The 20,287-nt window shown below is 69.8% G+C and carries 21 protein-coding genes, 1 tRNA gene and 1 riboswitch; of the genes, 12 read left to right on the forward strand and 10 right to left on the reverse strand.

Annotated features, from left to right (window positions below; all coding sequences use genetic code 11):
* Window positions 1–120: 120 nt before the first annotated feature.
* Window positions 121–1,380 carry a PTS transporter subunit EIIC gene (locus OO67_RS09755; protein WP_033298967.1) on the reverse strand — a complete coding sequence of 420 codons (1,260 nt, stop codon included), beginning with the start codon at window positions 1,378–1,380 and terminating at the stop codon, window positions 121–123.
* Window positions 1,381–1,562: 182 nt separating this feature from the next.
* On the opposite strand from OO67_RS09755, the gene OO67_RS09760 reads away from it, so the two are divergent.
* The 4 genes from OO67_RS09760 (at window position 1,563) to rdgB (ending at window position 3,823) form a co-directional block, all read left to right on the forward strand.
* Window positions 1,563–1,835 (forward strand): PTS sugar transporter subunit IIB, encoded by a 273-nt coding sequence (locus OO67_RS09760; protein ID WP_078597797.1) that lies wholly within the window; start codon window positions 1,563–1,565, stop codon window positions 1,833–1,835.
* A gap of 127 nt (window positions 1,836–1,962) precedes the next feature.
* The gene (rph, locus tag OO67_RS09765; RefSeq protein WP_033298969.1) at window positions 1,963–2,700 is read left to right on the forward strand and encodes a ribonuclease PH; all 738 of its coding nucleotides are present in this window, start codon (window positions 1,963–1,965) and stop codon (window positions 2,698–2,700) included.
* Window positions 2,701–2,812: 112 nt separating this feature from the next.
* Window positions 2,813–3,199 carry a hypothetical protein gene (locus OO67_RS09770; protein WP_033298971.1) on the forward strand — a complete coding sequence of 129 codons (387 nt, stop codon included), beginning with the start codon at window positions 2,813–2,815 and terminating at the stop codon, window positions 3,197–3,199.
* 21 nt (window positions 3,200–3,220) lie between these two features.
* Window positions 3,221–3,823, forward strand: coding sequence for an RdgB/HAM1 family non-canonical purine NTP pyrophosphatase (gene rdgB, locus OO67_RS09775; protein WP_033298973.1), 603 nt, complete (start codon window positions 3,221–3,223; stop codon window positions 3,821–3,823).
* 45 nt (window positions 3,824–3,868) lie between these two features.
* Here the strand turns inward: rdgB and OO67_RS09780 are convergent.
* From OO67_RS09780 to bcp, 5 genes are all read right to left on the reverse strand, one after another.
* Window positions 3,869–3,952 (reverse strand) — tRNA-Leu (locus OO67_RS09780).
* A gap of 62 nt (window positions 3,953–4,014) precedes the next feature.
* Window positions 4,015–4,677: an HNH endonuclease signature motif containing protein gene (locus tag OO67_RS09785; RefSeq protein ID WP_033298974.1), complete on the reverse strand. Its 663-nt coding sequence runs from the start codon at window positions 4,675–4,677 to the stop codon at window positions 4,015–4,017.
* Window positions 4,674–5,333, reverse strand: coding sequence for an HNH endonuclease signature motif containing protein (locus tag OO67_RS36380; protein ID WP_033298975.1), 660 nt, complete (start codon window positions 5,331–5,333; stop codon window positions 4,674–4,676). The genes OO67_RS09785 and OO67_RS36380 overlap by 4 nt, the downstream gene beginning before the upstream one ends.
* Before the next feature lie 149 nt (window positions 5,334–5,482).
* Complete coding sequence (gene proP / locus OO67_RS09795) at window positions 5,483–6,979, reverse strand: glycine betaine/L-proline transporter ProP (RefSeq protein ID WP_033298976.1); 1,497 nt, start codon at window positions 6,977–6,979, stop codon at window positions 5,483–5,485.
* A gap of 138 nt (window positions 6,980–7,117) precedes the next feature.
* On the reverse strand, window positions 7,118–7,585 hold the full coding sequence (bcp, locus tag OO67_RS09800; protein ID WP_033298977.1) for a thioredoxin-dependent thiol peroxidase: 468 nt from the start codon (window positions 7,583–7,585) through the stop codon (window positions 7,118–7,120).
* A gap of 129 nt (window positions 7,586–7,714) precedes the next feature.
* Here bcp and OO67_RS09805 point away from each other — a divergent pair, with 129 nt between their 5' ends.
* From OO67_RS09805 to OO67_RS09815, 3 genes are all read left to right on the forward strand, one after another.
* On the forward strand, window positions 7,715–8,035 hold the full coding sequence (locus OO67_RS09805; RefSeq protein ID WP_033298978.1) for a DUF3618 domain-containing protein: 321 nt from the start codon (window positions 7,715–7,717) through the stop codon (window positions 8,033–8,035).
* Window positions 8,036–8,112: 77 nt separating this feature from the next.
* Entirely contained in the window at window positions 8,113–8,448 is a 336-nt protein-coding gene (locus tag OO67_RS09810) for a GroES family chaperonin (protein ID WP_033298980.1), read from the forward strand.
* Between the two features lie 53 nt (window positions 8,449–8,501).
* Window positions 8,502–8,567, forward strand: a riboswitch (guanidine-III (ykkC-III) riboswitch).
* A 36-nt stretch (window positions 8,568–8,603) separates the two neighbouring features.
* Window positions 8,604–8,924: a DMT family transporter gene (locus tag OO67_RS09815; protein ID WP_033298982.1), complete on the forward strand. Its 321-nt coding sequence runs from the start codon at window positions 8,604–8,606 to the stop codon at window positions 8,922–8,924.
* Window positions 8,925–8,928: 4 nt separating this feature from the next.
* On the opposite strand, the gene OO67_RS09820 is transcribed toward OO67_RS09815, so the two are convergent.
* Window positions 8,929–11,460: a transglycosylase domain-containing protein gene (locus tag OO67_RS09820; RefSeq protein ID WP_078597799.1), complete on the reverse strand. Its 2,532-nt coding sequence runs from the start codon at window positions 11,458–11,460 to the stop codon at window positions 8,929–8,931.
* Window positions 11,461–11,606: 146 nt separating this feature from the next.
* Between OO67_RS09820 and OO67_RS09825 the strand changes: the two genes are divergently transcribed.
* The 4 genes from OO67_RS09825 to OO67_RS09840 all read left to right on the forward strand — a co-directional run bounded on the left by OO67_RS09825 (window position 11,607) and on the right by OO67_RS09840 (window position 15,146).
* Window positions 11,607–12,407, forward strand: coding sequence for an ABC transporter permease (locus tag OO67_RS09825; RefSeq protein ID WP_033298984.1), 801 nt, complete (start codon window positions 11,607–11,609; stop codon window positions 12,405–12,407).
* Window positions 12,400–13,269, forward strand: a complete 870-nt coding sequence (locus OO67_RS09830) for an ABC transporter permease (RefSeq protein WP_051709255.1) — start codon at window positions 12,400–12,402, stop codon at window positions 13,267–13,269. Before OO67_RS09825 ends, OO67_RS09830 begins: the two co-directional genes overlap by 8 nt.
* A gap of 18 nt (window positions 13,270–13,287) precedes the next feature.
* Complete coding sequence (locus OO67_RS09835) at window positions 13,288–14,256, forward strand: ABC transporter ATP-binding protein (RefSeq protein ID WP_051709276.1); 969 nt, start codon at window positions 13,288–13,290, stop codon at window positions 14,254–14,256.
* A 203-nt stretch (window positions 14,257–14,459) separates the two neighbouring features.
* Entirely contained in the window at window positions 14,460–15,146 is a 687-nt protein-coding gene (locus OO67_RS09840; protein WP_033298986.1) for a DUF1707 domain-containing protein, read from the forward strand.
* A 186-nt stretch (window positions 15,147–15,332) separates the two neighbouring features.
* On the opposite strand, the gene OO67_RS09845 is transcribed toward OO67_RS09840, so the two are convergent.
* A complete protein-coding gene (locus OO67_RS09845) occupies window positions 15,333–16,595 on the reverse strand; it encodes an SGNH/GDSL hydrolase family protein (protein ID WP_033298988.1) in 1,263 nt (420 codons plus the stop codon).
* Between the two features lie 153 nt (window positions 16,596–16,748).
* Here OO67_RS09845 and OO67_RS09850 point away from each other — a divergent pair, with 153 nt between their 5' ends.
* Entirely contained in the window at window positions 16,749–18,200 is a 1,452-nt protein-coding gene (locus OO67_RS09850) for a DUF445 domain-containing protein (protein ID WP_033299453.1), read from the forward strand.
* A 230-nt stretch (window positions 18,201–18,430) separates the two neighbouring features.
* Here the strand turns inward: OO67_RS09850 and OO67_RS09855 are convergent, their stop codons facing one another.
* On the reverse strand, window positions 18,431–18,736 hold the full coding sequence (locus tag OO67_RS09855; RefSeq protein WP_033298989.1) for a hypothetical protein: 306 nt from the start codon (window positions 18,734–18,736) through the stop codon (window positions 18,431–18,433).
* Between the two features lie 81 nt (window positions 18,737–18,817).
* Window positions 18,818–20,266 carry an argininosuccinate synthase gene (gene argG, locus OO67_RS09860; protein ID WP_033298990.1) on the reverse strand — a complete coding sequence of 483 codons (1,449 nt, stop codon included), beginning with the start codon at window positions 20,264–20,266 and terminating at the stop codon, window positions 18,818–18,820.
* Between the last annotated feature and the right edge of the window lie 21 nt (window positions 20,267–20,287).

A 20,287-nucleotide genomic window follows, 5' to 3' on the forward strand; every position in this document is an offset into this window, starting at 1 on the left:
TTAGATAAGGAACCTGCAATTCCCTCCCATGTGCCGCGTAGTTCCGCCGCCACCCTCGGTGACACGGCGAAGGCCCCCGGACCGTCTGGTCCGGGGGCCGCGCGAAGAGCCGGGGAGGTCCTACTTCGTCAGGTCGTCCTCGATCTTCTCCTCCTCCTCGACGGGCTCGCGCCCGGGTGTCTGGAGGTTGAACTTGGTGATCGCGAACCGGAAGATCACATAGTAGATCACCGCGAAACAGAGCCCGATCGGGATGATCAGCCACGGCTTCGTGTCCAGGTGCCAGTTGACGACGTAGTCGATCAGCCCGGCGGAGAAGCTGAACCCCGCGTGCACGCCGAACGCCCAGGTGACGCCCATCGACACCCCGGTGAGGATCGCGTGCACCCCGTACAGCAGCGGCGCCACGAAGAGGAACGAGAACTCCAGCGGTTCCGTCACCCCCGTCACGAACGACGTCAGCGCCACGGACAGCATCAGCCCGGACACCTCCTTGCGCCGCTCCGGCCGTGCGGTGTGGGCGATGGCCAGGGCGGCGGCCGGCAGGCCGAACATCATGATCGGGAAGAACCCCGAGGTGAACTGCCCCGCCGACGGGTCCCCTGCGAAGAAGCGGGAGATGTCGCCCTGGACCGTGCCGCCGTCGGTGCCGGTGAACTCGCCCGCCTGGAACCAGAAGAACGTGTTCAGGAACTGGTGCATGCCGATCGGGATCAGCAGCCGGTTCGCGAACCCGAAGATCGCCGCACCCCAGGAGCCCAGGTCGATCAGCTGCTTGGCGAACCAGGTCAGCGCGTCACCGACCGGCTGCCACAGCAGACCGAACAGCACGCCCAGGATCACGCAGAGGAACGCCATCAGGATCGGGACCAGGCGGCGCCCGTTGAAGAAGCCGAGCCAGTCGACCAGCTTGGTGCGGTGGTAGCGCTGCCAGACCACGGCGGTCAGCAGGCCGATGAGGATGCCCCCCAGGACGCCCGGGTTCTGCGGAACGCCGTCCGGGGTGGCCTCGGTCACCGAGTCGTCCACCGGGAAGGCGGCCAGCACGCCCCGGTAGACGAGGAAGCCGACGACGGCGGCGAGCGCCGTCGAGCCGTCCGCCTTCTTCGCGAAGCCGATCGCGACGCCGATGCAGAAGAGGAGGGGGAGGCCCACCTCTCCGTCGAGGATCGCGGTGCCGCCGTTGAGGAGCACCTTCGCGAACTTGTCCCAGAAGGCGCCGTGCAGCGAGGAGTCGAAGAGATTGCCGAGGCTGACGAGGAGGCCCGCCGCGGGCAGGACGGCCACCGGCAGCTGCAGGCTGCGGCCGACCTTCTGCAGTCCCTGGACCGGCCCGTTCCACCACTTCCGCTGTGGTTGTGTGGCCGCGCTCGAACTCATCGGCATCCTCCCGGAACACGCCAGGTTTGGCGGTCGTTGCAAACTGGTGTAGACCAGTCGCGATACGGAGCGGAGCCCTGCCGTGAGGCATGGCGCCGGTGATCGTCATCATTGGGGACTGCGCGGTTACCCGCTCGTGAAGTTGGGCCAACCGTGCGTTACCGTGACGAAACGGACCCACGGTGGGCCGCCCCACGCACGCACAGACCAGGGAGAAGGACATGGCCAGCAAGGCAGAGAAGATCGTCGCCGGCCTCGGCGGTATCGAGAACATCGACGAGATCGAAGGCTGCATCACCCGCCTCCGCACCGAGGTCCACGACCCCAGCAAGGTCGACGAAGCCGCGCTCAAGGCCGCCGGAGCCCACGGCGTCGTCAAGATGGGCACCGCGATCCAGGTCGTCATCGGAACCGACGCCGACCCCATCGCCGCCGACATCGAAGACATGATGTGACCGGCTGACCCGGACGGCCCACCCAGGTCCGCACGCAGGCCCCGCTCCACCCGCCCCCACCGGCCCGGAGCGGGGCCTGCGGTGCACCCGAACGGACCCGGCCCCGTCAGCCGATAGGCTCGACGCCATGTCTCGTATCGACGGCCGCACCCCCGAACAGCTCCGCCCCGTCACCATCGAACGCGGATGGAGCAAGCACGCCGAAGGCTCCGTGCTCATCTCCTTCGGCGACACCAAGGTCTTCTGCACCGCCTCCGTCACCGAAGGCGTCCCGCGCTGGCGCAAGGGCAGCGGCGAAGGCTGGGTCACCGCCGAGTACTCCATGCTGCCCCGCTCCACCAACACCCGCGGCGACCGCGAATCCGTACGCGGCAAGATCGGCGGCCGCACCCACGAGATCAGCCGCCTCATCGGCCGCTCACTGCGCGCCGTGATCGACTACAAGGCCCTCGGCGAGAACACCATCGTCCTCGACTGCGACGTACTCCAGGCCGACGGCGGCACCCGCACCGCAGCCATCACCGGCGCCTACGTCGCCCTCGCCGACGCCATCGCCTGGGCCCAGGGCAAGAAGATCATCAAGCACGGACGCAAGCCCCTCACCGGCACCGTCGCCGCGATCAGCGTCGGCATCGTCGACGGCACCCCCCTCCTCGACCTCTGCTACGAGGAGGACGTCCGCGCCGACACCGACATGAACGTCGTCTGCACCGGCGACGGCCGCTTCGTCGAGGTCCAGGGCACCGCCGAGGCCGAACCCTTCGACCGCGCCGAGCTCAACGCCCTCCTCGACCTCGCCACCGCCGGCTGCGCCGACCTGGCCCAGCTCCAGGAAGCGGCGCTCGCCCGCACACTCGGCGAGTAAAGGCGAGTAAAGAAGCAACCAAATACGCAGCGCACAGCGTCGTAACGGGTACGGGCGCACGGGTCGAACCGTGCGTCCGTCCACGTATCCGCCCCTGGGGAGGGACCGCACCATGGCCTCGCGCCACCACCGCACCGCACTCGCCGTCACGGCCACCCTGCTGACCCTCACCACCGCCGTCGGCTGCGCCGCCGTCGACAAGGCCATGGACTGCGTCCGCACCGCCGACGCCATCGCCACCAGCGTCGACAACCTCCAGCAGGCGATCTCCGACGCCTCCAACGACCCGACGCAGGCCTCGGAAGCCCTGGACCAGATCGACAAGGAACTCAAGGACCTCGGCGACACCACGGACAACGCCGACCTCAACAAGGCCGTCGACGACCTCCAGGCCGGCGTCACCAACGTCCGCGACTCCATCGAGAAGGGCGACGCCACCCCCGACATCACCCCGGTCACGGACGCCGCCACCGAGATCGGCAAGGTCTGCACCCCGTGACCGTGCGGCGATAATCGAGGCATGACGCGCCTGATCCTCGCCACCCGCAACGCCGGGAAAATCACCGAACTCCACGCGATCCTCGCCGACGCGGGCCTCACCCACGACCTCGTCGGCGCGGACGCGTACCCCGACATCCCCGACGTCAAGGAAACCGGCGTCACGTTCGCCGAGAACGCCCTCCTCAAGGCCCACGCCCTGGCCCGGGCCACCGGCCACCCGGCCGTCGCCGACGACAGCGGCCTCTGCGTGGACGTGCTCGGCGGAGCCCCCGGCATCTTCTCGGCCCGCTGGGCCGGCGCCCACGGCAACGACAGGGCCAACCTGGACCTGCTCCTCGCCCAGCTCTCCGACATCGACGCCCCTCACCGAGGCGCGTACTTCGCCTGCGCCGCGGCCCTGGCCCTCCCCGACGGCACGGAACGCGTGGTCGAGGGCCGCCTCGAAGGCACCCTGCGCACCGCCCCGGCCGGCGCGTACGGCTTCGGCTACGACCCGATCCTCCAGCCGGACGGCGAGACCCGGACCTGCGCGGAGCTCACACCCGCGGAGAAGAACGCGATCAGCCACCGGGGCAAGGCGTTCCGGGCGCTGGTGCCGGTGGTGCGGGAGCTGGTGGGCTGAGGCCCGAAGAGGGCCGTCCCATCGGGACGACCCTCTTCGTTTACGTGCGGCCGGTGGGATTCGAACCCACACAGGATTTCTCCCAGATGCCCCTAAAACACCCGCCGATACCAGTTTGGCTACGGCCGCATGACAGAACTCAGCTTACTGCCCTCTCCGAGAGGGAGTGCGGCGAGTACCAGGGGAGTCTTTCAGGGCCTCGCGAGGTTGCCGCCTCTGCACCAGGTACGGGTCACCGCGTGGCAGTTCGGGCAGAGGAGTTGCAGATTCTCCCTCCGGTCGTCGCTCCAGTCGCCGTTGATGTGATCCACCTCCAGTGTCATGGGATCGCCCAGCCAGACGGAGCCGGTCCCGCATTCGGCGCACTCCTCAGGGATGCCGACTTCTCGCAGCGCACGTCGTAGTTGGACCGTCTTCGTACGGCGCCTGCCGTCGTGCTTCACCAGAATCTGTTCGGCAGTCCTGAGCGGAGTGGTCCCGACCCGTCCTCGCTGATGACCCTGGCCCAGGAAGTGCGCGCTGGTGAGGCCGTCCTCGGCCATCCACTCGCGCAACCGCCTCCGCTGGCCGGCGTTGTCCGTCCGGCCGAGTCGCCTGAGGGTGTCGGCGATGGAAACGGCAGCAGCGACGGCCTCGGCAAGGTCTGTGGTGGAGGGCCGTTCTCCGGCCCGGCGGTAGACGCGGCGGGGGAAGTGGGACACATCGATCCCGAAATGCTCGAAGCGATCGAACAGATAGCGGCTGAGCCGGCCGTAGGGACGGGTACCCAGGAAGTTGATGACCTCCTGGATGTCGGCGCATCTGCTGGCTGCTTCGGCCAGCCGCTCCCGGGTGTAGTAGTTGCCGGTACTCATCGGTCCTCACCCCGCGCCGACGTGCGTCGCCCTTTGCCGCGACCTCGATAGGTGTCGGTCGTCGAGTGGCAGTTGGGACAGAGCAGCCGAAGATTCTGCGGTTGATTGTTTCGCCAATTGCCGTCGACGTGATCGACCTCGAGCGGCAGGGGCCGGTTCCGCCAAGTGGGCCCGATGCCGCAACGGGCGCAGTGTTCGGAGGCTCCCATGGCGATCATGGCTCGCTTGAGTCGCTCGCCAGGTATGCGGCGAGCGAGCGTCTGGGTCCGGTCGACGAGCAGTTCCTCCGGACGCCGACGGCGTACCTCACCTTTCCTCGACGGGGCCGCGAAGTGCGACGTGTCGATCCCCAGCGCCTTGACGCGTCGGCTGATGTGGGTGTGCTGACCCCCTACCACCTCAAGGCCGAGGCGGCGCAGTACGTCGCACATTGTGGTGGACGCCGCGACCGCCTCCTGAAGGACCTCCTTCGTCCAGCGCGCGCCTTCGCTCTCGAAGTGCTGAGTGCCCACGCCGAGTCTGCGCATGCGGGCGAGGAGGTACCGCCGTGTCGGACTCTTGGGGTCTACCCCGAGCTTCGTCAGTGCCTCCGAGAGTGTCCGTGAGGACGAGGCCGCCTCTGCGAGGCGCTCCCGCGTGTACGGGCTTACCGGCATGTCCCCCTCCGCATCCGGCCGCGCGTTCGCGGCCTCGTACGGAGCAACGAACCGGTTATCGGATGGTCACGTCCGGAATGTGACGAGATGCGGAAGGGCCCGTACCGCTTCCTGTGAAGCGGTACGGGCCCTTCTCCGTGGGGTGTGTGTCAGAACTTCGGGTCAGGACTCTGGGCGTGGACCAGTTCGGCCGCCTCGTCCTCCGTCTCCACCGAGGGCGGGGAGCCGGCGAGGGGCTGGTTGGCGGTCTCCTTCATGCAGGCCACCGCGATCACGCCCACCAGGGCCGCCGCCATGGCGTAGTACGCCGGCATGAGGTTCGATCCGGTCCAGCTGATCAGGGCGGTGATCACCAGCGGGGTCGTGCCGCCGAAGATCGAGGCCGAGAGGTTGTAGCCGACCGAGAGGGAGCCGTAGCGGACGTTGGTCGGGAACAGGGCCGGGAGGGCCGCGGACATCGTGCCCAGCAGGCAGACCAGGGAGAGGCCCATCATCAGCATGCCGATGATGATCGCCGGGATGCTTCCCTGACGGATCAGGAGGAACGACGGCAGGGAGAGGAAGAGGAAGCCGAGCATGCCGGTCATCAGGAGCGGCTTGCGCCCGAAGCGGTCCGAGAGCTTGCCGAACTGGCTGATGATCATCATCAGGAAGACCATCACCCCGAGCAGGATGAGCAGGCCGTGGGTCTCGCTGTAGCCGAGCTCGTCGGAGAGGTACGTCGGCATGTACGACAGCAGCATGTAGTCGGTGATGTTGTACGCGCCGACCAGGGCGATGCAGAGGATCAGCGTCGGCCAGTACTGGCGGAAGATCTTCGCGAGGTCGCCCTTGGCGGTGCTCTCGACGTGGTCGGCGGCCTCCGTGGCGTGGGTGGTGCCGCCTTCCAGCTTCTGGAATGCGGGGGTCTCGTCCAGGCGCAGTCGCAGGTAGAGGCCTACGAGGCCGAGGGGGCCGGCCACCAGGAACGGGATGCGCCAGCCCCAGGACTCCATCTGGCCGGTGTCCAGGACGGCGTACAGGAGGGTGACGAGTCCGGCGGCGCCGACGTAGCCGGCCAGGGTGCCGAATTCGAGGAAGCTGCCGAAGAAGCCGCGGCGCTTGTCGGGGGCGTACTCGGCGATGAAGGTGGAGGCGCCGCCGTACTCGCCGCCGGTGGAGAAGCCCTGGAGCATCCGGAAGAAGATGAGCAGGACCGCGGCCCAGACGCCGATGGTGTCGTGGGAGGGGATGAGGCCGATCGCGAAGGTGCCGATCGCCATGAGGATCATGGTGAGGGCCAGGACCTTCTTGCGCCCGATCTTGTCACCCATGGGGCCGAAGAACATGCCGCCGAGAGGCCGGACGAGGAAGGCCACGGCGAAGGTGGCGAACGACGAGAGGAGCTGGGTGGTGTCGTTCCCCGAGGGGAAGAAGACGTGCCCGATGGTGACGGCCAGGTAGGAGTAGATACCGAAGTCGAACCACTCCATGGCGTTACCGAGCGACGCCGCCTTCACCGCGCGCTTGACCGCCTGGTCGTCGGTGACGGTGATGTCCGTCCGACGGAGCCGGGGGTTCCGGCGCTTCCGGACGGCCCGGAAGAGCGCTGGATGGCGTTTGACCGCATCAGGGTCGGCCGCCTGGTGGGGGTCGGAGGCCGCCATGGCCGGTTCCTTTCGTCGAACGGTGTTCCAGGAAAGGCTTCTGCGCAGTCATGGCGGTTGCAAACCGAATCAACAGGGGATTGCGATCTCGGTCACACCTTTTTTCGGGCAGGACCGGGCCGCCCCCCCCGGACGGGGTCAGATTCCGAGGTCCTTGATGATCTTGGCGACGTGGCCGGTCGCCTTGACGTTGTAGAGGGCCCTCTCCACCTTGCCCTCTTCGTCGACCACAATCGTGGAGCGGATCACACCCGTCACCACTTTGCCGTAGAGCTTCTTCTCGCCGAACGCGCCGTACGCCGCCAGGGTCTCCTTGGAGGGGTCGCCGACGAGCGTGACCTTGAGGTCTTCCTTCTCGCGGAACTTCGCGAGCTTCTCGGGCTTGTCGGGCGACACGCCGATGACGTCGTAGCCGGCGCCGGCGAGGACGTCCAGGTTGTCGGTGAAGTCGCAGGCCTGCTTGGTGCAGCCGGGGGTGAGCGCCGCGGGGTAGAAGTAGACGATGACCTTGCGGCCCTTGTGGTCCGCGAGCGAGATCTCGTTGCCGTCGGCGTCCGGAAGGGTGAAGGCGGGGGCGGTGTCGCCGGTCTGCAGTCGCTCGCTCATGTTTCTCCTCGAGTGGCACGCGGGCTGTGTGGCACCGAGCGTAATAGGGGGTGCCGCCGGGTGTAGGGGCGGCCGAGCTGACAGACTGTCGATGAAGGCTTACCCGACGACGACCACGGAGGCGGCGCAGTGTCGGATACCAGGACCCCTGCGCAGATCGAGGCGGACATCATCAGCAGGCGTGAGCAGCTTGCGGTGGTGCTGGACGAGATCGGGGTGCGGATGCACCCGAAGACGATGATGGGCGACGCGAAGGCCAGGGTCGCGTCGACGGTGGACCGGACTGCCGGGCGTGCTTTCGTCGCGGTGAACCGTTCGGTCTCGGACGTGAGGGCGCAGTTCGTGGCCGAGGACGGGTCGCCGCGGCTGGAGCGGGTGATTCCGGCCGCGCTGGTGGTGGTCGGGGCGGTGGCGTTGCTGTCGGTGTCCGGGCGGCGCAAAAGGCGCTGAGGGCGGGTTCCGGGCGGGCCCTGGGGCGTGCGGACCGCTTCGGGGCAGGTAGGTTTCGGAGCGTGAGCGACAACGGCATGAGCAACACCGACGACAAGCTGCCGATCCGCATGCTGCACGACCGTGTGCTGGTCCGGTCCGATTCGCCCGAGGGTGAGCGGCGGTCGGGCGGTGGCATCCTGATTCCGGCGACCGCGGCGGTCGGCCGGCGTCTGGCGTGGGCCGCGGTGGTCGCGGTCGGCCAGAACGTGCGGACCGTGGAGCCGGGTGACCGGGTGCTGTACGACCCGGAGGACCGTGCCGAGGTGGAGGTGCGGGGTGTGGCGTACGTGCTGATGCGGGAGCGGGATCTGCACGCGGTGGCTGCCGACCGTTTCGAGGGTTCGGTGGATTCGACCGGGCTGTATCTGTAGACAGGTGTGGGGGAGTGGGCCTGGTGACGGCTGTCACCAGGCCTTTCGGCTGTTTGTTGCTACGGTGGTGGGACCCCGACGAGACGCGCCGTACCGGGTTTCCGCAAAGACGACGCACCCGTGTTGTTCGCGTGTTCCGTCGTGGAGGTGCCGTCGTGGCGTGGGTTCTGTTGATCGTGGCCGGTCTGCTGGAAGTGGGCTGGTCGATCGGGATGAAGTACACCGAGGGGTTCACCCGGCTGTGGCCGAGTGTGTTCACCGGTCTGGGGATCGTGGCCAGCATGGTGCTGCTGTCGCAGGCGGCGAAGACGCTGCCGATCGGTACGGCCTACGGCGTGTGGGTGGGGATCGGTGCGGCCGGTGCGGCGGTGCTGGGCATGGTGGTGCTGAACGAGCCGGTGACCGCCGCCCGCATTTTCTTCGTGTGTCTGTTGCTGGTCGCCGTGGTGGGGCTGAAGGCGACGTCGGGGCACTGAGTGTTCAGGGGCGGGTGGGGCCGTCGGGGCCCTGCCCGTCCCTGTTCCGTCGGCCGGCGGAGCGGTTTTCCCGGGGGGTGGTGGCTTCCGGTCCGGCGGCTTCCCGGGTGGCGTTTTCCCTGCGGCTGGTTTCGCGGGCGGCTGCTTCCCGTCGTCCGTCCGCTGCCCGGGCGGCGGCTTCCCGTCGTCCGTCTGTCTCCCGGGCGGCGGTTCCCTGGGGGGCGGGTGCGCGCCGGGGTCCGTCGGCGGGGGTGGCGGTGCGGGGTGTGCGCGGGGAGGTGAGGGCGTCGGAGGTGGCGTCCGGTGTGCGGGGGCGGGTGGCGTCGCGTTCCTCGCGGGTGTCTCCGGTGCCGGGCTCCTGGCTGTCCCGGCCCTCCCCTGGTTCCTCGGTGCCTCCGGCTTCCTCGGTGTCCTCGCCCTCCGCGCTCTCGTCCGGCTCGGGTTCTTCGGGTCCTTCGTCGGCTTGGAGGTCGAATGCCTTCACCTCGCTGTCCTGCAGTGCGGCCCGGGTGTAGGCGGCCCAGGTCTGGGCGGGTGGGCCGCCGCCGTTCATGCGGGCCAGGCCGAGCGCGCCGTACAGGGGTTTCTGTACGCCGGTGTCGGGGTCCTGGCCCATGACGGCGATGACGGTGGCGAGGTCGGGGGTGTAGCCGGCGAACCAGGCGGCCTTGTCCTCCTCGGCGGTGCCGGTCTTGCCGGCGGCGGGGCGGCCCGCGTTCCGGGCGGCGGTGCCGGTGCCGCCGTCGACGACGCTGCGGAGGACGGAGGTGGTGGTGTCGGCGGCTTCGCGGCTGATGGCCCGGCGGGTCTTCCTGGCGGGGAGTTCGAGCTCGGTGGCGTTCTTGCTGATCTTGGCGACGAGGGTGTGGGGGCGCTGCCTGCCGTGGTCGGCGAGGGTGGCGTAGGCGGAGGCCATGTCGAGGACGCTGGCTGTCGCGGGGCCGAGTGCGATGGAGGGGGAGGCGGTGAGGTCGGGGGTGTCCTGGGGGATGCCGAGGGCGACGGCGGTTTCCTTGACCTGGTCGGGGCCGACGTCCTGGGCCATCTGGGCGTAGACGGCGTTGACGGATTTGTCGGTGGCTTCGCGGACGGTGATGGAGCCGTAGTCGACGTCGTCCTCGTTGGCGGGGGCGTAGCCGGTGGAGCCGGCGGCGCTCTGGACGGTGCGTTTGTTGTCGCCGTCGTAGCGGGTGTTGGGGGTGATGGCGCGGTCTTTCTGGGTGGTGGACCCGTTGGCGAGGGCGGCGGCGAGGACGAAGGGTTTGAAGGTGGATCCGACCTGGTAGTCGCGGCGGGTCGCGTTGTTGACGTACTGCTTGGTGTAGTCGACGCCGCCGTAGAGGGCGACGACGTGTCCGGTGGCGGGGTCGATGGAGGCGCCGCCTGCGCGGACGTTGCGGTCGGCCTCGCGTTCGTCGCTGGTCTGGGACAGGACGTTGTCCTGGACGGCTTCGACGAGTGCGTCCTGCTTCTTCTTCTGGAGTGTGGTGGTGATGCGGTAGCCGCCGGTGGAGAGGGTGTTCTCGTCGATGATCCTGTTGGCGGTGAGGTAGTTCTCGACCGCCTGGACGATGTAGCCGCGCTGGCCGGAGAGTGCGGTGGCGGGCTTGGCCTCGCCGGGGACGGGGAAGGTCATGGCGGCGCGGTCGGCGCGGGTGAGCCAGTGGTGTTTGACCATGCCGTCGAGTACGTAGTTCCAGCGGGCGAGGACGGCTTTCCTGTTCTCGGGGTGGGCGACGACGTCGTAGGAGCTGGGGGCGTTGAGCAGGGAGGCGAGGTAGGCGCCCTGGCCGGCGTCCAGGTCTTCGACGTCCTTGCCGTAGTAGGCGTGGGCGGCGGCCTGGATGCCGTAGGCGTTGCGGCCGAAGTAGCTGGTGTTGAGGTAGCCCTCGAGGATCTCGTCCTTGCTCTGTTCGCGGTCGAGCTTGATGGAGATGAAGAATTCCTTGGCCTTGCGGACGACGGTCTGTTCCTGGCCGAGGTAGTAGTTCTTGACGTACTGCTGGGTGATGGTGGAACCGCCCTGTCTGCCCTTGCCGGTGACGGTGTTCCAGCCGGCGCGGAGGGTGGCCTTGATGTCGATGGCGTCCTCGGAGTAGAAGTCGCGGTCCTCGGCGGCGAGTACGGCGTGCTGGATGGGGCGGGGGACGCGGCGGAGGGGGATGTTCTCGCGGTTGATCTCGCCGTCGCGGGCGATGACCGTGCCGTCCTCGTACAGGTAGACGTTGGACTGGGCGGTCGCGCTGGCGTTGGCGGGGGGGATGTCGACGATCTGGTAGCCGGCGATGAATCCGCCGACGAGGAGCAGTGCGAGGAGGAGTACGCCGCCGAGGACCATGCGCCAGGTGGGGACGGCGCGGCGCCAGCCGGTGCGCTTGGGCCGCTTGGGGCGTTTCGTGCGCCGTTCGGAGGCTTGTGCGCCGTCCGGGTGCTGGGTGTCCGGGGCGGGGGCCGCGGCCGAGGGGTCTCGGGGGGGCCAGCTCTCGGAGCCCTGCTGACCAGGGTCTCCGCCGTGCTGCGGTGGCTCGTGGCTCATGACTGTGGAGGCTCCTCGACTGCGGATGATTTTCCTATAGTGCACTTTTCGGGCGGATATCCCTTGGATCCTCCGCGGAAATGGGGTCGCGGCGGCAGATGCCCGCGCACTACGCTCGTGCGCTTTGGCGGAATGAGGGGGGCGACGTGCGGCTCTATGCCGTGGTGGCGGCCGGTGGGTTCCGGCGGCATGCGACGTACCGGGTGGCGACGTTCGCGGGGGTGTTCACCAACACCGTCTTCGGCTTCATCCTGGCGTACACCTACATCGCCCTGTGGGACGAGCGTCCGCACCTCGGCGGCTACGACATGTCGCAGGCGCTGACCTATGTGTGGCTGGGTCAGGCGCTGCTGATGACCTGCGCGATGATGGGCGGCGGTTTCGAGGACGAGCTGATGGAGCGGATCCGTACGGGTGACATCGCGGTCGACCTGTACCGGCCCGCCGACCTGCAGTTGTGGTGGCTGGCGGGGGACCTCGGCCGGGCGGCGTTCCATCTGCTGGGGCGCGGGATCGTGCCGATGGTGCTGGGGGCCCTGGCCTTCGATCTGGCGCTGCCCGGGTCACCGTGGACCTGGCTCGCCTTCCTCGTGTCCGTGGCGCTCGGTGTCGTGGTGAGTTTCGGGGTGCGTTTCCTGGTGGCGCTCTCGGCGTTCTGGCTGCTGGACGGGGCGGGGGCGATGCAGATCGCCTGGCTGGCCGGGTTGTTCTTCTCCGGGATGCTGCTGCCGCTGCCGCTGTTCCCCGGCGTGCTGGGGGAGGTGGCGCGGGCGTTGCCGTGGTCGTCGCTCCTGCAGGTGCCGGCCGACGTGTTCCTCGGCAGGTACGCGGGCTGGGACCTGCTGCGCGCGTACGCCTTCCAGGGCGGCTGGGCGGTGGCGCTGCTGCTGGCGGGGCGGATGCTGCAGTCGGTGGCGACCAGGAGGGTGGTGGTCCAGGGTGGCTGAGGTGCGGGCCGGACGGGAGGTCCGGGAGCCGGAGACCGAGTTCGCCGAGCGGTCGCGGCTGGTCGAGGGGGTGCGGGCGTACGGGCTGATCGTGGCGATGTGGCTGCGCTCGACGATGGCGTACCGCGCGTCGTTCGTGATGACGGCTCTCGGGAACTTCCTGGTGACGGGGTTCGACTTCGTCACGATCATGCTGATGTTCGGGCATGTCGACGCGCTGGGTGGTTTCACCCTGCCGGAGATCGCGTTGCTGTACGGCGCGTCGGCGACCGCGTTCGGGCTGTCCGATCTGGTGCTGGGCTCGATGGACCGGCTGGGGCGGCGGGTGCGGGACGGGACGCTGGACACGCTGCTGGTGCGGCCCGTGCCGGTGCTGGCTCAGGTGGCGGCGGACCGGTTCGCTCTGCGCAGGCTGGGGCGGATCACTCAGGGCCTGTTGGTGCTGGGCTACGCGCTGCTGACGCTCGACATCGCGTGGACGCCGCTGAAGGTGGTGATGCTGCCGCTGATGGTGCTGAGCGGGGCGGCCATCTTCGGAGCCGTGTTCGTGGCGGGGGCGGCGTTCCAGTTCTACGCCCAGGACGCGTCGGAGGTGCAGAGCGCGTTCACGTACGGGGGGACGACGCTGCTGCAGTATCCGCCGTCGATCTTCGCGCAGGACCTGGTGCGCGGGGTGACGTTCGTGGTGCCGCTGGCCTTCGTGAGCTGGCTGCCGGCGCTGTACGTGCTGGGCCGGGACTACCCGGTCGATCTGCCTCGGTGGGTGGCGTTCCTGCCGCCGGTGGTGGCAGCGGTGTGCTGGGTGCTCGCGGGCCTGGCGTGGCGGGCGGGGCTGCGGGCGTACCGCAGTACGGGAAGCTGAGGAGTGGGCGTGGACGACATGGACTTCATCGAGCTAGACGGTGTCGAGAAGGTGTTCGACGTACGGCGCAGGACGGGCTTCATGCGCCGTGAACGGCGTGAGGTACGGGCGGTGGACGGCATCAGTTTCCGGGTCCCGCGCGGCGAGATGGTCGGTTACATCGGGCCGAACGGGGCGGGCAAGTCGACGACGATCAAGATGCTGACGGGCATTCTCACGCCGAGCGGCGGGCGGCTGCGGGTCGCGGGGATCGATCCTTCCCGGCAGCGCACGAAGCTTGCGCACCGGATCGGTGTGGTGTTCGGGCAGCGCACGACGCTGTGGTGGGACCTGCCGTTGCGGGATTCGTACCGGCTGATGCACCGGATGTACCGGATCCCGGACAGCCGGTACCGGGAGAATCTGGACCGGTGCGTCGAACTCCTGGACCTGGGAGCGCTGCTGGACGTGCCGGTGCGTCAGTTGTCACTGGGCCAGCGGATGCGGGGCGACATCGCGGCGGCGCTGCTGCACGACCCGGAGGTGCTGTATCTGGACGAGCCGACGATCGGGCTCGACGTGGTCTCCAAGGCCAAGGTGCGTGAGTTCCTGCGCGACCTGAACGCGGAGCGGTCCACGACGGTGCTGCTGACCACGCACGACCTGACCGACATCGAGCAGCTGTGCAAGCGGGTGATGGTGATCGACCACGGACGTCTGGTCTACGACGGTGCGCTCGCCGGGCTGCACGAGGTGGGGGAGAGCGAGCGGACCCTGGTGGTGGACCTGGAGCGGGAGCTGCCGCCCATCGAGCTGGGGTCGGAGCCGTCGGTGCGGGTGGTGAAGGTGGAGGGCCCCCGGCAGTGGCTGGCGTTCCCGGCGGCGGTGTCGGCGGCGCCGCTGGTGGCGCGTATCGCGGCGGACTATCCGCTGGTCGATCTGTCGGTGCGGGAGCCGGACATCGAGTCCGTGATCGCGAAGATGTACGTGACGGATTCCCGGGTCTGAGGAGTCGCGGTCCAGGACGCGGCACCGGCAGCGGGCACGGCCCCGGAGCAGGACGCCATGGGCTGTCAGCGGGCCCGGAGAGGCCGGCCGGTTCTTTCGCCCTTCCGCCGTCTGTCTCCTGCCGCGCGCACCCGGTTCTGCTCTCTAGGCCCGTCCGGCGATTGCTCTATAGGGTGCGTGTCATGACAAGTGAGAACCCGGACATGCGTGCCTCCGACGCGGAACGTGAGCGGGTCGTCGAGACCCTGCGGGAGGCCGTGGCCGAGGGCCGGTTGGAGATGGACGAGTTCGAGCAGAGGCTCGACGCGACGTACAAGGCGCGCACGCACGGGGAGTTGGTGCCGCTCGTGAGCGATCTTCCCGCGCCGGGCGGGCTCGTGCCGCCGGTGGCCGGGGCGGTGGCCGGGCGGCGGGGATCGTCCGCCGACTGGCCCGCGCGGATCGGGGGCGCCGCCACCTCGACGGGGGCGATCGCCTTCTGGGGCGGGTTCAGCCGCAAGGGCCGCTGGACGGTGGGCCCGAAGTTCACGGCGTTCGCGATGTGGGGCGGTGGCGAGATCGATCTGCGCGAGGCCCACTTCGCGGAGCGCGACGTCGTGATCCGCTGCTTCTCGATCATGGGGGGCATGCAGGTGGTCGTGCCGCCCGACCTCAACATCCAGGTCGACGGTCTGGGCATCATGGGCGGATTCGGCGAGCACTCCCAGGTCGAGGACGAGCCGGAACCGGCCCCCGACTCCCCCCGGGTGAGGATCACCGGCTTCGCCCTGATGGGCGGGGTCGGTGTGGAACGCAAGCGGAGCAAGGCGGAGAAGCGCCGGTTGCAGGAGCAGGAGCGGATGCGCCTGCAAGGGCCGGATTCCGGGGACGGGCGAAAAGGGCTCGGCTGAGCCGGCCGGTGGGCGTCCCGGGCGCCCGGCGGTTCACGGCGGGCGGGGCGCGGACGCTTCGTGGGCAGGGGCCGGGCGCTGTGCGGCAGCCGCCGGGCGTCCGTCGCCCGCCCGGCCTTTCGCGCCGGCGGTGCCTCCGCTTCCGCGGTGACCGTCCGTCCGCCCGGCCCGGGTGTGCCGCGGGTGTCAGAAGGCGTCGGCCTTCGGTGTCCCGTCCACCGCGCCGAGGTCGATGGCGTGGCCCAGGGCACGGTAGCCGGCGTCGTTGAAGTGCAGGCGGTCGCCCGAGTCGTACTCGGGCAGGATCCGGTTGGGTGCGTAGCGGTCGCGTACGGCCCGGTCGAAGTCGATGAAGGCGTCGAAGATCCGGCCGGAGCGGATCTCCTCGTTGACCGCCAGACGTACGCTGTCGCGCTCGGGAGTCCAGGTGGCGTAGCCCCGGAAGGGTGTCAGCGTCGCTCCGACGACCCGTAGCCCCCGGGCGTGTGCGCGCTCGGTGAGGGCCCGGAGCCCGGTCGTGATGCGCCGGGGGTCCGTCTCCTGGGGGTACTGCTGTACGTCGTTGATGCCCAGAGCGATGATCACGGTCTTCGCTCCGGCGACGGACAGGACGTCGCGCTCGAAGCGGTGGGCGCCGCTCAGGCCACCCAGGTTCTTCACGCCGCTCTTCGTGAGCGGGCTGTCCCGCAGGAGGCGGTTGCCTGCTATGCCCTGGTTGGCGACCCCGTAGGCGTGCCGGAGCCGGTCGGAGAGGACGTCCGTCCAGCGGCTGTCGGCGTCGGTGGTGGAGCCGCTGCCCGCCGTGAGGGAGTCGCCGATCACGACGATCGCTCCGGGCGAGGTCTCGTTGCGGACGTCGACGGCCGTCAGGTAGCGCCACCGGGTGGTGCTCCAGGTGCCCTCGTCGTCGGCGAGGTAGGACGTCTGGTGGGTGTTGGGGTGCTGGGTGACGGGTCCGGAGGCGTACGGGGTGCGGAGGGTGACCTCCAGGTCGGCGTCGGGGGCGACGGGCACGAGGACGGGGTCGCTGACGACCTGGCGGCCCGCGGCGACGGTGACGGCGGGCAGACCGCCGAAGGTCACCTGGCGGGTGTTGACGGTTGCCTGGTCGATGACGAGAGGGGCGGCGCCGAAGAGGTTGGACAGGGTGATGCGGGCGGCGTCGCCGCCGACACTGGTGTGCACGATGTTGCGGATGGTGCGGCCGGGGTAGCCCTGCCCCGCGTTCGGCTCCGCGCTGACGGGGGCTCCGGTCCAGGTGGCGACCCAGGTGCCGGTGGTGTTGGCCGGTGCGGCGGGATTGCGGGCCGCCGTCTGGGACGCGGGCCCGTTGAACGTCGCCTGCCGCCTGTCGGCGATCAGTGATGTCCCGAACGCGATGACGGCGGCGAGCGCGGCGGTGCCTGCTACGAGGGCGATGAGCAGGGCATACCCCTGGCGCCTGGGCATCTGCGGTGATTCTCCTTGCAATGTTCGGCCCGGTGTTCGGGTTGCTCTCATGATGCGACAGGCCCTGGGGAACTCGACGTGCGGCCCAGGAGTAGGTGAGGTAGGGACAATGCGTACGGCACGGCGTGACGCGTACGCGGACGGGTGGAGTGGATGGAACAGGACGCGGGACAGGGAACGGCATCCGGGCCGGAGGACCACGGCTCCGGACGGTCCGGGGCCGCGCCGCCGCCCGCCGGGGCTGCGCCCGGCGGGCGGCCGGCGCTCGCTGCGGGTGCCGGCGAGGCGGGGCCCTCGGCGGCGTCCGGGTCGCCCGACGGCCGGCCGCGGCCGACGCCGGGCGGGTTCGCGTACACCGCCGCCGATGAGGAGAAGCGGCGCGGCGTGCGCCGTATGAAGACCACCGCCACGGGTCTGCTCCTGCTCGTCGCGCTCGTGTACGTCCTCGCCACCTGGGCGGAGAACGCGGGTGTGGGCGGCTGGCCGGGCTACGTCGCTGCGGCTGCCGAGGCGGGGATGGTGGGTGCCCTGGCGGACTGGTTCGCCGTCACGGCGCTCTTCCGGCGTCCGCTCGGTCTGCCCATCCCCCACACCGCCATCATTCCCACCAAGAAGGACCAGTTGGGAGAGTCACTCGGTTCCTTCGTCGGCGAGAATTTTCTCTCCGGGGACGTCGTTCGTGACCGAATTCACGCCCTGGGCGTCGGTTCGCGGCTCGGAACCTGGCTCGCGGAGCCGGAACACGCGGACCGGGTCACCGCCGAGCTGGCCACCGCGCTGCGCGGTGCGCTGACCGTGCTGCGGGACTCGGACGTGCAGGCGGTGGTCGGGGAGGCGATCACCCGGCGGGCGGACGCGGCGGAAGTCGGCCCGGGGATAGGCAAGATGCTGGAGAAGATCGTCTCGGACGGCGGCCACCGCAGGGTCGTCGACCTCGTCTGCGTACGGGCGCACGACTGGCTCGTCCTGCACGGCGACTCCGTGATGGACGCGGTGCAGGGCGGGGCGCCCGGCTGGACGCCGAGGTTCGTCGACAAGCGCGTGGGGGAGCGGGTCTACAAGGAGCTGCTGCGTTTCGTCACGGAGATGCGTGACATGCCGGGCCACCCGGCACGCGGCTCGATCGACACGTTCCTGTCGGACTTCGCCGCCGACCTCCAGACGGACTCGGACACCCGGGCCCGGGTGGAGCGGCTGAAGTCGGAGATCCTGGGGCGTGGTGAGGTCCAGGACGTCATCGCCTCCGCCTGGTCCTCCGTCCGTACGATGATCATCGCGGCGGCCGAGGACGAGCGGAGCGAGCTGCGGCTGCGGGCACGGGCCTCGCTGATGTCCCTGGGAGCCAAGCTGTCCACGGACAAGCGGCTGCAGGCCAAGCTGGAGGGCTGGCTGGAGGACGCGGCGGCGTACGTCGTCACGACGTACCGCTCGGAGATCACCTCGCTGATCAGCGAGACGGTGGCCGGCTGGGACGCGGACCAGACCTCGAAGAAGATCGAGGCGCACATCGGCCGAGACCTGCAGTTCATCCGGATCAACGGCACCGTCGTGGGCGCGCTGGCCGGCCTCGCGATCTACTCGGTGTCCCACGCCCTGGGAGGCTGACCGGAGGCGTGCCCGTCCTGTCGTACGGGCACGCCCCCGGGTCACGCGGGGAGTTGCTCTTCAGTACGCACCCCGCGGCGCCCGTGTTCAATCCCCTGGGCCGGACTTTTTCGGAGCGCCGTTCCCCCGGGCGCGCGTCGTGCCCCGCGCCGTCCCGGGGGCGCGTGGTCTCCGTGCCGGTTACGGGGTTCGCCGTCTACCGGGCGGTGCGCCGGGGCCGGGTTCGCCGTCTACCGGGCGGTGCGCCGGGTGACCGCCCACGAGGCCGCGGCGACCCCGCCCGCCACCGTGAACACCGCGGGCCAGGCGCCGACCTTCTTGGCCAGGGGGTGCGAACCGGCGAAGGCGGCGACGTAGGCGGCGGTCAGCCCGGTGGCCGCGCGGGCTCCCGCCTGCCGGTTCCACTCGTACGCCGCCACCGACCCGGCGGCGGCCAGCGCGATGCCGCCCAGGGGGCGCTTCCCGGTCCAGCGGGCGATTCCGTACCCGCCGACGAGACCGCCCGCCGCCACTGCCGCTGCCGGGACCTTCGCCATTGCCGCCACCTTCGCTCTCCTGCGTGTCCGCCGTGAGTCCGAGGATAAGGTCCCGGGCCGGGCGGCCGGCCCGGGCACCCGTCAGTCGGTGCCGAACTCCATCGCGGCGCGGTCCAGCAGCTCCTCGTCGCCGGATACCTCGCCGCGCGAGGCGATGGCCTGGGCGCCGCCCGCGGGCATGGCGCCGATCAGGCCGGTCGCCGCCGCCTGTGCGGCACCGATCAGGGAGGGCTGGCTCGTGCCGACGAGGCCGAGGCCGGCGAACTGCTCGAGCCTGGCGCGCGAGTCGGCGATGTCGAGGTTGCGCATGGTGAGCTGGCCGATGCGGTCCACCGGTCCGAACGCCGAGTCCTCGGTGCGCTCCATGGACAGCTTGTCCGGGTGGTAGCTGAACGCGGGGCCGGTGGTGTTCAGGATCGAGTAGTCCTCACCGCGCCGCAGCCGCAGCGTCACCTCGCCGGTGACGGCGGAGCCGACCCAGCGCTGCAGTGACTCGCGGACCATGAGCGCCTGCGGGTCCAGCCAGCGGCCCTCGTACATGAGGCGGCCCAGGCGCCGGCCCTCGTTGTAGTACTGGGCGAGGGTGTCCTCGTTGTGGATCGCGTTGACGAGGCGCTCGTAGGCGGCGTGCAGGAGCGCCATGCCGGGCGCCTCGTAGATGCCGCGGCTCTTCGCCTCGATGATGCGGTTCTCGATCTGGTCCGACATGCCCAGGCCGTGGCGGCCGCCGATCGCGTTGGCCTCCATCACCAGCTCGACGGCGGAGCCGAACTCCTTGCCGTTGACCGTGACAGGGCGGCCCTGCTCGAAGCCGATCGTGACGTCCTCGGTGGCGATCTCGACCGAGGGGTCCCAGAACCGGACGCCCATGATCGGGTCGACGGTCTCCACACCGGTGTCGAGGTGCTCCAGCGTCTTGGCCTCGTGGGTGGCGCCCCAGATGTTGGCGTCGGTGGAGTACGCCTTCTCGGTGCTGTCGCGGTAGGGCAGCCCGTGGGCCACCAGCCACTCCGACATCTCCTTGCGGCCGCCCAGCTCGGTGACGAAGTCGGCGTCGAGCCACGGCTTGTAGATGCGCAGGTGGGGGTTGGCGAGGAGGCCGTAGCGGTAGAACCGCTCGATGTCGTTGCCCTTGAACGTGGAGCCGTCGCCCCAGATCTGTACGTCGTCCTCGAGCATCGCCCGCACCAGCAGCGTGCCGGTGACGGCGCGGCCGAGCGGCGTGGTGTTGAAGTAGGCACGGCCGCCCGAGCGGATGTGGAACGCGCCGCAGGCGAGCGCTGCCAGGCCCTCCTCCACCAGTGCCGCCCGGCAGTCGACCAGACGCGCGATCTCGGCGCCGTACGCCTTGGCGCGGCCGGGCACCGACGCGATGTCGGGCTCGTCGTACTGGCCGATGTCGGCGGTGTAGGTGCACGGGACGGCGCCCTTGTCGCGCATCCACGCGACCGCGACCGAGGTGTCGAGGCCGCCCGAGAAAGCGATGCCGACGCGCTCGCCGGTGGGCAGGGAGGTGAGAACCTTAGACATGGGAAGAGTATGCATTGCCTC

Origin of the sequence: Streptomyces atroolivaceus (assembly GCF_000717025.1) — a bacterium.
Classification (GTDB): Bacteria; Actinomycetota; Actinomycetes; order Streptomycetales; family Streptomycetaceae; genus Streptomyces; species Streptomyces atroolivaceus.

What these genes read in the sequence shown, in the direction of transcription:
- OO67_RS09855 (WP_033298989.1), bottom strand. Translation starts at nt 18,736, where the DNA reads ATGGCGAAGGTCCCGGCAGCGGCAGTGGCGGCGGGCGGTCTCGTCGGC.
- OO67_RS09835 (WP_051709276.1), top strand. Translation starts at nt 13,288, where the DNA reads ATGGACTTCATCGAGCTAGACGGTGTCGAGAAGGTGTTCGACGTACGG.
- rdgB (WP_033298973.1), top strand. Translation starts at nt 3,221, where the DNA reads ATGACGCGCCTGATCCTCGCCACCCGCAACGCCGGGAAAATCACCGAA.
- OO67_RS09820 (WP_078597799.1), bottom strand. Translation starts at nt 11,460, where the DNA reads ATGAGCCACGAGCCACCGCAGCACGGCGGAGACCCTGGTCAGCAGGGC.
- OO67_RS09770 (WP_033298971.1), top strand. Translation starts at nt 2,813, where the DNA reads ATGGCCTCGCGCCACCACCGCACCGCACTCGCCGTCACGGCCACCCTG.
- OO67_RS09755 (WP_033298967.1), bottom strand. Translation starts at nt 1,380, where the DNA reads ATGAGTTCGAGCGCGGCCACACAACCACAGCGGAAGTGGTGGAACGGG.
- OO67_RS36380 (WP_033298975.1), bottom strand. Translation starts at nt 5,333, where the DNA reads ATGCCGGTAAGCCCGTACACGCGGGAGCGCCTCGCAGAGGCGGCCTCG.
- proP (WP_033298976.1), bottom strand. Translation starts at nt 6,979, where the DNA reads ATGGCGGCCTCCGACCCCCACCAGGCGGCCGACCCTGATGCGGTCAAA.
- OO67_RS09810 (WP_033298980.1), top strand. Translation starts at nt 8,113, where the DNA reads ATGAGCAACACCGACGACAAGCTGCCGATCCGCATGCTGCACGACCGT.
- OO67_RS09850 (WP_033299453.1), top strand. Translation starts at nt 16,749, where the DNA reads ATGGAACAGGACGCGGGACAGGGAACGGCATCCGGGCCGGAGGACCAC.
- argG (WP_033298990.1), bottom strand. Translation starts at nt 20,266, where the DNA reads ATGTCTAAGGTTCTCACCTCCCTGCCCACCGGCGAGCGCGTCGGCATC.
- OO67_RS09845 (WP_033298988.1), bottom strand. Translation starts at nt 16,595, where the DNA reads ATGCCCAGGCGCCAGGGGTATGCCCTGCTCATCGCCCTCGTAGCAGGC.
- OO67_RS09840 (WP_033298986.1), top strand. Translation starts at nt 14,460, where the DNA reads ATGCGTGCCTCCGACGCGGAACGTGAGCGGGTCGTCGAGACCCTGCGG.
- OO67_RS09785 (WP_033298974.1), bottom strand. Translation starts at nt 4,677, where the DNA reads ATGAGTACCGGCAACTACTACACCCGGGAGCGGCTGGCCGAAGCAGCC.
- rph (WP_033298969.1), top strand. Translation starts at nt 1,963, where the DNA reads ATGTCTCGTATCGACGGCCGCACCCCCGAACAGCTCCGCCCCGTCACC.
- bcp (WP_033298977.1), bottom strand. Translation starts at nt 7,585, where the DNA reads ATGAGCGAGCGACTGCAGACCGGCGACACCGCCCCCGCCTTCACCCTT.